Consider the following 10,070-nt stretch of genomic DNA (forward strand, 5'->3'; position numbering starts at 1 on the left):
CGACTGATGCAATCGATGTACCCAACTACAACTCAAACCAACCCTGCGAATAACAATTAGCCGGCAAACCCGGCCAGGGCTAATCTTCTGTCTATAACAATGACAACAGGAGACAGCAGTGAAGCAGTCCACCCAGGCATTTCGCACCCGCTTGCGTACCGGCATCCATCCGCTGTACAACCCGTGGCGACACGACGGTTTCGTACTGGTCTTCGGTCTGCTGTGTATACCGCGGACCCTCCCGGCCCGGACAGGAGTGATCGCGTGATGAAAAATGCCCCCGCCCCCCGTCGCGTCAAGATTCGCCACCTGATTCTAGTGCTGGTGATCGCCATCGCGGCTTTTCTGCTGCTGATGCCGACCAAGGTCCAGCCGGTCAGCTGGACACCCGCCACCGCGCCCTCGCTGAGTAACGGCGCCTACGCCGAAAACCACAAGCTCAAGGCTGCGGAAAAAGTCGGCGCTGCGGATATTGCCGGGCCTGAAGCACTGCTGCTGGAGCAAGGTTTTCTCATCAGCGGTCTGCACGATGGTCGGGTGATCCGCACCAGCCTCGATGGCAAGACCCTCGAAGTGCTGACCAACACTGGCGGCCGGCCTTTGGGCCTGGCCCGGCATCCGGATGGTCGGCTGATCATTGCTGACGGGGTCAAAGGTTTGCTGGCCCTGGACGCTCAGGGTCACTTGGCTGCTCTGAGCATCGAAGCCGGCGGTCTGCCCTTCGGTTTCACCGACGATGTCGCGGTGGACGCCGCCGGTCGTTTTGCCTATTTCAGCGATGCTTCGAGCCGCTGGGAGTACGGCAAGGATGGTGAGGCCATTATCGAACACGGCGGCGACGGGCGACTGTTGCGCTACGACTTCCAGACCGGCAAGACCGAGTTGCTGCTGGACCGGCTGGAGTTCGCCAATGGCGTGGCACTGGGACCGAACGAAGCCTTTGTGCTGGTCAATGAAACCGGTGCCTATCGCATCAGCCGCTACTGGCTGACCGGCGCCAGGGCCGGTACCCATGACGTGTTTATCGACAACCTGCCGGGCCTGCCCGACAACTTGAGTTTCAATGGCCGCGATCGTTTCTGGGTGGCGCTTTATGCCCCGCGCAATCCGCTGCTGGACGGCACTGCGGGGTATCCGTATCTGCGTAAAATGCTGGTCCGGGCGATGATGGTACTGCCCAAGCCCATCGAGAAACGGGCGTTCGCGTTGGGGCTGGACACTGAAGGCAAGGTGGTTGCCAACCTGCAGGACAACAGCAGCGGCAATTACTCGCCGATTACTACGGTTCGCGAGTATGGGGACTGGTTATATCTGGGGTCGCTCAAGGCCAGCAATATGGCACGGTTGCCGTTGAGTCAGGCGATGCAGAACGCAGAATAAGTTCTAGCTCTCGTAGCAGCTGCCGAGCTTGCGAGGCTGCGTTCGACTGCGAAGCGGTCGTGAAATCAAGCAACGGATTCTTTCAAGTAAACCGCGTACGCAGGCCTTGCGAGGACTTCGGTCGAGCGCGACCCCGGCTCGAACGCAGCCTCGCAGGCTCGGCAGCTGCTACGGACTTAGCCCTATGCCGTATTCCAATGTTGTGTAGATACTTATGCCCCCTGGGGTGAGGGCTGGTCCTTGAATGTGAACATGGCAACCCGGGTTCAACGCGGATTCATCGGTTTGTCCTGCACCGCATTGTCGGTCTCTTCCTGTATCCGATCCGGGTCCATTGCGGTTTCATCGTCCTCATCCAACGGCCGCACGCCTTCGTTTTCCGGCAGCTCATCAACACCCCGCTCTTTGTCCGGATTGACCGCGGTACGTCCCGGACCCAAGGGATCAGGAGACGTCGGCATCGGGTCATAACCGCCCTGTTCTTCACTGGGGAATCGTGGATCGCTCATACACACCTCGCTTGAAGCCTGAAATGCCAGACTCTGATTATTCGAGGAGTGGGTATTTATCGCCGTTCCATTTATTTGCTCGCCGGCGGTCGACGCACCTGCGCCCTTGACCATTCATCCCCTCACTGGAACTCCCTCGCAGTAAGTAACTGAGAGTCGAACATTCAGGAGTAACCGGCATGGGCATTCCAGCTTGAGAGAACACCCTCTGGAGATGGCGAAACAACTGCAGCGCGAGCACGATAAATGACTGAGGGGCAATCTGGCGGGGTGCACAGGCGATCTGCGCAGCCCCGCTCAGGGATTCACGGATTCAGGATAGATTCGTCAACTTCAATATCTCTCTTTTGATCAACACACGCTTCTCCTTGAGCTTCTTCAGATCATCATCAGCGGCTGCCGCAGCCTCGGCCTTCAGCACTTCGGCATCGATGCTTGAGTATTTATCGAGCAATGAGTGGAGATGGGGGTCGTTGGCGCGCTTCTGTTGGATGACTTCCTTCGTACAGCCCAAATCCTGATAAATATCATGGTTCACCGGCATGGAACACCTCCGTTTGTTGATCGGAGGCAACTGCGTTTTATCGCAATCACCAGTTACCAGCATGGCCTTGCCGATGCCCTTCTGTCGACCGTCAATCAGACCAGCGGTAACCGTTCGTCGCCCGATCCGGAGCTGGCGAAAAGACTCCAGAGTGACCACAAGAGAATTCGCGCAAAACCTCCAGGGAGCGGCGCACCCCGGGGTGCTCGGCGAACACTTCGACCGCCGGCTCCACGGTGAGCTGCAGCACCTCGGCGATGTTCAGCCCCTGCCAGGTTGGTCGGGAAGGTTGTTTCGCTGAGAGGTCATGGGCCAGCCATGTGTGGGTGAGTACCGAATCGTCGCTCAAGTCATATCGGGGCAAGGCTCAAGCGCCGAGCAGGGTTCTGACCATGGTGCTGAGCGCATCCGGCCCGTAGGGTTTGCTCAATAGATGGGTATCGGGACTCAGTTGGTGGTTGCGCGAGATGATGTCCCGGGTGTGCCCCGAAGTGAACAGCACCGCAATCGGTGGCGACTGCACCTTGGCCCAGGCGGCCAGGTCGGCGCTTTTGATCAGCCCGGGCATCACCACGTCGGTGAAAATCAGATCCACCCGGGTCCCCTCCAATAACATCTCCATTGCCTTATCGCCATTGGCTGCGGTCAGTACGTTGTAGCCTGCTGCAACAGCTCGACGGCGGCGGCGCGCACCTCCTCGTCGTCTTCAACCACCAGGATGGTCTCCTGCCCACCCGTCTGTTGCGCGCCATTGATCGGCGACTCCGGGGTTTGCGGCAATGTACTGCGGGGAAAATACATCTGCACCGTGGTGCCCTGCCCGGCGTTACTGGCGATCTCCACATGGCCGCCACTCTGCTTGACGAAACCGAACACCATGCTCAAGCCGAGCCCGGTGCCATGACCGGCAGCCTTGGTAGTAAAGAAGGGTTCGAAAGCCTGTTTGAGAACTTCGGGAGCCATGCCTTCTCCCGTGTCGGTCACCGCCAAGCGCACATAATCGCCCGCGGTTATGCCCTTGCCCGCGCAAAACCTGCGGTCCAGTGTGATGTTCTCCCCACTGATGCAAATGGTCCCCTCGCCCTTCATCGCATCCCGGGCATTGATGGCCAGGTTCAGTACGGCATTTTCCAGCTGGTTGCGGTCGACGTGAATGTGCCAGGGGTCATTGGGTAGCTGCACGTCAATCCGAATGGTTTCACCCAGGGCCCGCTGCAACAGTTCACCCAGGCCTTCGTAGATTAGCCGCGGGCTGTAGACCGCCGGCGACAACGGCTGGCGACGGGCGAAGGCAAGCAGTTGCGATGACAGCTTGGCACCGCGTTCGACCGCTGCGATCGCCGCACTGACCCGACGCTGTACGTTCGGGTTGTCTGGTTCATGGCGGGCCAGCAGGTGCAGGTTGCCGGCGATCACCTGCAGCAGATTGTTGAAGTCATGGGCCACGCCACCGGTCAATCCGCCAATGGCCTCCAGCTTCTGTGACTGGCGCAATTGCTCTTCGGCCGCCAGGCGCGCCTGCACTTCATCAGCGATCCGCTGTTCGAGATTGCGGGTGAGTTTGAGTAACGAGGCCTCGGCGATTTTTCGTTCATGGATGTCGATCAGAATACCCGGAAAACGAAAGGGTTCGCCCTGATCGTCGTACTCGCAGCAACCGCTGGCCAGCACCCAGCGGTAGCTGCCGTCCGGATACCGAACGCGGAACTCGGCGTTATAGGGACTGCCATGTTGCAGCGAATGGGCAAACAGTCGATTGACCTCCTCCAGGTCATCGGGGTGAATCCTGTCCCTGGCGAAATCAGGTGCCAACTGATCCAGCGGCTGCTCGAGCGGATAGGAAAAAGTCCGCGCAAAACGCTCATCCCCGGACAGCAGATTGGCCTTGATGTCCAGGACAAAGGAACCGAGCAAGGCCCCGGCATTGAGTGCCAGCTCCACCCGTTCGTTGGCGGCGCGCCAGGCCAGCTCGGCGTTCTTTCGACGGCGCTCGGATATGACATGGGCGGTGGTTTCCACCACTATCGCCATGACACCCGCCGGGGCCTGGTCGTCACCGGCCACCGGGCTGTAATACAAATCCATCCAGACGCTTTCCGGCTGGCCGTTACGCAACAACACCAACTCTTTATTGTGAAACGACAAGGTCCCGCCGACCAGGCAGGCATCCACCACCTTGCGATTGAACTCGGCAATTTCCGGCCAACCCAGTTCAACGGGAGAGCCCAGTAGATACGGATGGCGCCCGCCGGCGAACAGCGAATAGGCATCGTTGTAAATCATGTAGCCAGGTTTACCCCAGAGCACCACCAGCGGCATCGGCGAGGCGAGCAGTAACTGCACGGTACTGCGCAGACTGGTCGACCAGGTTTCGATGGCACCCAGTTCAGTCAGGGACCAGTCGAACGCGCGAATGCGTCCGGCCATTTCACCGCTCCAGCCCTGGCACCCGTGGCTTTCAGATAGAAACTGCATCGGCTTACTCTGTACACATGACGGGGAGTCGGAGGTAACGGACAATTGCTGTCAGTTGACACTCGCTTGGGTCGGTCCGTTCTACTCATTCTCAAATAATGACTGAATGTCATATAGCCCATTGCCGGGCGATCGCGCAATAACGGTGGAATGACTTGTGCGACGCGAGGTGGTTTGCGCTGACTCTGGATGGGGGCGCCGGCTTGACCGGCACCAGGAAAACAACCGGGATAACCCGTTCTTGTCAGCGAAAATCCCGGCTGCGCACACTGATCCCGGTCAGCAGCGAGCTCAAGTCACTCAAGCGCCCGGCAATCAAATGCCGCACTTCACCCTCGGTCTCCAGGGTGCCGTCGACCTTCAGCAACTGCGAACCCACCAGGACCTGCCGTTGACGCTCGGCCAGGTCACGCCAGACCACCACGTTGACGTTACCGAACTCGTCTTCCAGGGTGACGAAGGTCACGCCGCTGGCGGTCCCCGGTCGTTGCCGGCCGGTGACCAGCCCGGCGACGCTGACGTTGCGCCCATGCTCGACCTCGAGCAATTCCCGCGAACTGCGGCAGCGCCGGGCTTTCAGTTCAGCCCGCAGCAAGGCCAGCGGATGCGGGCCCAGGGTGGTGCCGACACTGGCGTAGTCGGCTTGCAGGTCTTCGCTCACGGTTGGCTTGGGCAAGACCACGAGCGACTCTTCCTGGCAGGGCAAACCGGCAAACAACCCCAACTGTTTCTGCACCCCTGCCACCTCCCAGCGCGCCCGATGGCGATCCCCGGCCAGCCCGCGCAAAGCCCCGGCGTCGGCCAGTTGCTCCTGAGCCCGGGCGTCGAGGCGGGCCCGCTCGCCGAGGTCGGCGATATCGACAAACGCACCGACCAGGCGCGCCGCTTCAATGCGCCGGGCATCGTCCTCGCGAAAACCGCGAATCATCCGCAAGCCCATACGGATCGCCGGCTGTTCATCCCGGGTCGGCTCCAGGCTGCAGTCCCAGTCGCTGGCGCGCACGTCCACCGGGCGGATCTGCAGATGATGCCGACGGGCGTCCTGCAGAATCTGGTCCGGGCTGTAGAAACCCATCGGCCAGCTGTTGATCAGCGCGCAGGCAAAGGCCGCCGGTTCATGGCATTTCAACCAGCAACTGGCGTAGGTCAGCAGGGCGAAACTGGCGGCGTGGGACTCGGGAAAACCATAGCTGCCAAAGCCCTTGATCTGCTCGAAGATCTGCGCGGCGAATGCTTCTGTGTAGCCATTTTTCAGCATGCCCTCCTTGAGCCGTATCTGATGGGGTTCCAGCCCGCCATGACGCTTCCAGGCGGCCATGGAACGCCGCAACTGGTCGGCTTCGCCGGGGCTGTAATCGGCGGCAACGATGGCAATCTGCATGACCTGCTCCTGAAACAGCGGCACTCCAAGGGTGCGCTTCAGGACGGTTTTCAATTGTTCTGACGGATAACTTTCCGGCTCCTCCTTGTTACGTCGGCGCAGATACGGATGGACCATACCGCCCTGGATCGGACCGGGGCGGACAATGGCCACCTCGATCACCAGGTCGTAAAACTTCACCGGCTTGAGCCTCGGCAACATCGACATCTGCGCCCGGGACTCGATCTGGAACACGCCGATGGTGTCGGCGCGCCCGATCATCTCGTAGGTTTTCCGGTCCTCTTTGGGCACCGTCGCCAGGCTCAGATCAAGCCCGCGATGACGGCGCAACAGGTCAAAACAACGGCGGATGGCGCTGAGCATGCCAAGGGCGAGGATATCGACCTTGAGCAGCCCGACCATGTCCAGGTCGTCCTTGTCCCACTGGATGATGGTGCGCTCGGCCATGGCCGCGTTTTCCACCGGCACCAGGCTGTCCAGCGGTTGCTCGGAAATCACGAAACCGCCCGGATGCTGGGACAGGTGCCGGGGAAAGCCGATCAGTTGTCCGGTCAGGCTCAGCACCCGGCGCAACACCGGACTGTCCGGATCGAACCCGCCTTCGCGCAGACGCTCCACCGAGGGCGGTTCGTTGCTCCAGTGGCCGCAACAATCGGCCAGGGCATTGACCTGATCCGGTGGCAAACCCAGGGCCTTGGCCACATCCCGCACCGCGCCAGCGCCGTGGTAGGTGCTGACCACCGCCGTGAGCGCCGCGCGGGTCCGGCCATAGCGCTGGAACACGTACTGCAGCACCTCTTCACGCCGCTCGTGCTCAAAGTCGACGTCAATGTCCGGCGGCTCGTTGCGCTCTTTGGACAGGAAGCGCTCGAACAGCATGTTCATCAGGCCGGGGTTGATTTCGGTGATGCCCAAGGCATAACAGACCGCCGAGTTGGCCGCCGAACCGCGACCCTGGCAGAGGATGTCGCGGCTGCGGGCGAAGCGCACGATATCGTGGACGGTGAGGAAGTAACTCTCGTAGCCCAACTCGCTGATCAGCTGCAGTTCCTTTTCGATCAGCGCCCGCACCTTGTCTTCCACCCCTTCAGGCCAGCGCCAGCGCATGCCCTGCTCGGTCAGCTCGCGCAACCAGGAGGCTGCGGTCTGACCTTCAGGCACCAGTTCCCGGGGGTACTGATAGCGCAATTGGCCGAGGTCGAAGGTGCAGCGCCGGGCAAGGCGCGCTGCCTCTTCAAGCAGCTGCGGCGGATAGAGTGCCTGCAAGGCCTCGAGGCTGCGCAAGTGCCGTTCGCCGTTGGGGTGCAGGCGTTGCCCGGCCTCGTCGACTCGCAGGTGATGACGGATCGCGGTCATGGTGTCCTGCAAGGCGCGCCGTCCACGGGCGTGCATATGCACATCGCCGCTGGCCAGCGGCGCAATATCCAGAGCGGCGGCCAGGGCCAGCAAATCCGCGAGCCGTCGGGCATCGTTCTGCCCGCAGTGCAGTTCGACGGCCAGCCACAGCCGCTCGCCGAACACCTGCCGCAGCCAGCGCCCTTCCCCCTCGACCTCGAGGGTGTCGGGCAGCCACAGCGCCAGCAACCCCGGCAACGGTTCGCTGAAGTCCTCCCGCAGCACTTGGTACTGACCTTTTTCCACCCGGCGCCGCGCCCGGGTGATGAGCCGGCACAGCGCCTGGTAGCCCTCGAGGTTTTCCACCAGCAGCACCAGCTTCGGGCCGTTTTCGATGCGCATTTCGCTGCCGATGATCAGCGGCAACTCCAGCTCTTTGGCGGCCTGCCAGGCGCGGACGATGCCGGCCAGGGTGCACTCGTCGGTGATCGCCAGGGCTTGATAGCCCTGACGTTTGGCCCGCTCGAACAGCTCGCGGGCACTGGAGGCACCGCGCTGGAAACTGAAGTTCGACAGGCAGTGCAGTTCGGCATACTCGAGGCTCATGCGAACCAGCCTTGCAGCCACAAGGGCCCGGCCTCGCCCACAGTGCGCCAGGCCCAGGCCTGCTGGCCGGAGCGGGTTTCGATCAGGTAGTAGTCGCGGCGCACATCACCGCCATCCCACCAGCCGGACTCGATGCGCTCCGGCCCCATGAGGATCCGCGCCGCGCCTTCGGGCACCGCCAGCGGTTCGCTGAGCAACCAGCCCGGGCGCTGCAGGCCGGGGGTCGGCGGGCAGCCCTGGCTATCGGCGTGCGGCTGCCAACTGTGTTCGGGCCGGTGATCGGCCTGGAAGCGCAGGCCATGCACCGCGTCATCCCCCAGCCGCGCCCGCAGGCGTTCGCGCAGTTGTTCCCAGGGCAAGGATTGCTGCGGGCGCTCATCGAACAGTTCCCGGTGCTGCGGGACGAACCTGGGCAAGTCCTGGGCCACCAGACGAAAGCCTCGCACCGGCGACCCGACCTGCACCTGTTCCAGTCGACCGCGGGCCAGCTCGAAGAGCATCGCCGGATCGCGCTCGGCGCTGAGCAGGCCGACCTTGATCTGCGTGTCAGGCAACCCGGCATGTTCCAGATGCAGGTCAAAACGCTGCACGCCGCTGTCACGGCCACAGAGAAACGCCGACAGATCAGTGGTGAGCCGGCGCAACGGGAACAGCAGCGCCTGATGGGACAAGACATCGAAGTTCAGCTCGATGCGCACGTCAAAGCGGTCCGGCGGCAGGTAAAACGCCAGGGCCAGCGGGCGGTCGCCCTGCAGTGTGTCGAGGTGCTTGAGCACCTGGGCTGCAAAGCGCCGCGCCAGGCTATGGCGCGGCAATGCCTGGACCTGACTCAAGGTCCGCAGGCCCATGCGCGACAAGGCTGTGGCGACCTCCTGCTCGAGCCCGATCCGGTCGATGGGCATCTGCCCGAGGATTCGCGACAAGCTCTGATTGTCCGTCACCGCCAGGCCGTCATAAGCGTTGGCCAGGATCCGTGCCGCCGCCGGATTGGGCGCAGCGACGATGCGATGACGAAAACCCAGCGCCGTGAGTTCCGCCCGCAGCCGCGCCTCGAAGTGCGGCCAGGGCCCGAACAGACCCAGGCTCGATTCGATTTCAAACAACAAGGCGCGGGGATAAAACACGCTCACCTGGGAACTGAAACGGTAGGCCCAGGCCGCGAGAAATTGCTGCCAGCGCTCGATCTCGGCAAGGTCGTATTCGGCGCTGGCAAAGGCTTTGCTCAAGGCATGGGCGGCAGTCAGCGATTGCCCCGGCCGCAGGCCAAGCGCCCGAGCAGCGGCGTTCACCGCCTGCAACACCCGGCGCTGCGCAGAGCCCGTCAGCAGCGCCAGCGGTTCTTCGGGATCGGGCCGCTGACGTAGCGCAGCATCCAGCGCCAACTGCGGAAAGAGTATACAAACCCAACGCATGTCAACCTCAATGCCCTGTGGTAAAGGCGATCGGTGCCGAGCGGGCCAGCCCGCCACGGCACTTGAGCACCCGCAGTTGCGCCGGCCGGGCATCGATGGCGATCCGCAAGGCCGCGGGCGAAGGGTTGATGGCTTCCTTGATCGAGCGATAGGCGAACGCCAGGGTCTGCCCGGTTTCGGCGGCCACCTGCAGCCGGCGCAGGGCCCGGTCGTCGGCCTTCTGCGGCCAGCACAGGACCGCGCCGCAACTGCCCGAACGCAGGCATTGTTCAGCGGCCCACAGGGCATCGCGGTCACTGGCCTGGATCACCGACAACTGACGCAGATCCACGCCAGCGTTCTGCCAGGCCTGCGGATACGGCACATGGGGCGGCGCCACCAGGACAATCCGCTCACCCTTGGCGGACAACCGCGCCAGGGTCGGCCAC

8 protein-coding genes and 1 pseudogene are annotated in these 10,070 nt (G+C 62.4%); 2 read left to right on the forward strand and 7 right to left on the reverse strand.

The features are described 5' to 3' along the window. The first annotated feature begins 118 nt into the window (after positions 1-118). Together F8N21_RS30565 and F8N21_RS24615 are read left to right on the forward strand one after the other, a co-directional pair. Positions 119-268, forward strand: coding sequence for a hypothetical protein (locus tag F8N21_RS30565; RefSeq protein ID WP_191624398.1), 150 nt, complete (start codon positions 119-121; stop codon positions 266-268). Then, a complete protein-coding gene (locus F8N21_RS24615) occupies positions 268-1,380 on the forward strand; it encodes an SMP-30/gluconolactonase/LRE family protein (RefSeq protein ID WP_150644603.1) in 1,113 nt (370 codons plus the stop codon). Before F8N21_RS30565 ends, F8N21_RS24615 begins: the two co-directional genes overlap by 1 nt. A 266-nt stretch (positions 1,381-1,646) precedes the next feature. Here F8N21_RS24615 and F8N21_RS24620 read toward each other — a convergent pair whose 3' ends face one another. The 7 genes and pseudogenes from F8N21_RS24620 to imuA form a co-directional block, all read right to left on the reverse strand. Continuing rightward, positions 1,647-1,889, reverse strand: coding sequence for a hypothetical protein (locus tag F8N21_RS24620; protein WP_150644604.1), 243 nt, complete (start codon positions 1,887-1,889; stop codon positions 1,647-1,649). A gap of 313 nt (positions 1,890-2,202) precedes the next feature. Further along, positions 2,203-2,433, reverse strand: coding sequence for a hypothetical protein (locus tag F8N21_RS24625; RefSeq protein ID WP_150644605.1), 231 nt, complete (start codon positions 2,431-2,433; stop codon positions 2,203-2,205). 91 nt (positions 2,434-2,524) lie between these two features. Next, positions 2,525-2,782 carry a hypothetical protein gene (locus F8N21_RS24630; protein WP_150644606.1) on the reverse strand — a complete coding sequence of 86 codons (258 nt, stop codon included), beginning with the start codon at positions 2,780-2,782 and terminating at the stop codon, positions 2,525-2,527. 18 nt (positions 2,783-2,800) lie between these two features. Further along, positions 2,801-4,860 (reverse strand): annotated as a pseudogene (locus F8N21_RS24635) (ATP-binding protein). A 292-nt stretch (positions 4,861-5,152) separates the two neighbouring features. After that, positions 5,153-8,251: an error-prone DNA polymerase gene (locus F8N21_RS24640; RefSeq protein ID WP_224788284.1), complete on the reverse strand. Its 3,099-nt coding sequence runs from the start codon at positions 8,249-8,251 to the stop codon at positions 5,153-5,155. After that, positions 8,227-9,642 carry a Y-family DNA polymerase gene (locus F8N21_RS24645; RefSeq protein WP_150644608.1) on the reverse strand — a complete coding sequence of 472 codons (1,416 nt, stop codon included), beginning with the start codon at positions 9,640-9,642 and terminating at the stop codon, positions 8,227-8,229. The genes F8N21_RS24640 and F8N21_RS24645 overlap by 25 nt, the downstream gene beginning before the upstream one ends. Positions 9,643-9,649: 7 nt before the next feature. Next, the coding region (gene imuA / locus F8N21_RS24650; RefSeq protein ID WP_150644609.1) for a translesion DNA synthesis-associated protein ImuA at positions 9,650-10,070 on the reverse strand (421 nt) is incomplete at its 5' end.

Origin of the sequence: Pseudomonas fluorescens (assembly GCF_902497895.1) — a bacterium.
Taxonomy (GTDB): domain Bacteria; phylum Pseudomonadota; class Gammaproteobacteria; order Pseudomonadales; family Pseudomonadaceae; genus Aquipseudomonas; species Aquipseudomonas fluorescens_BP.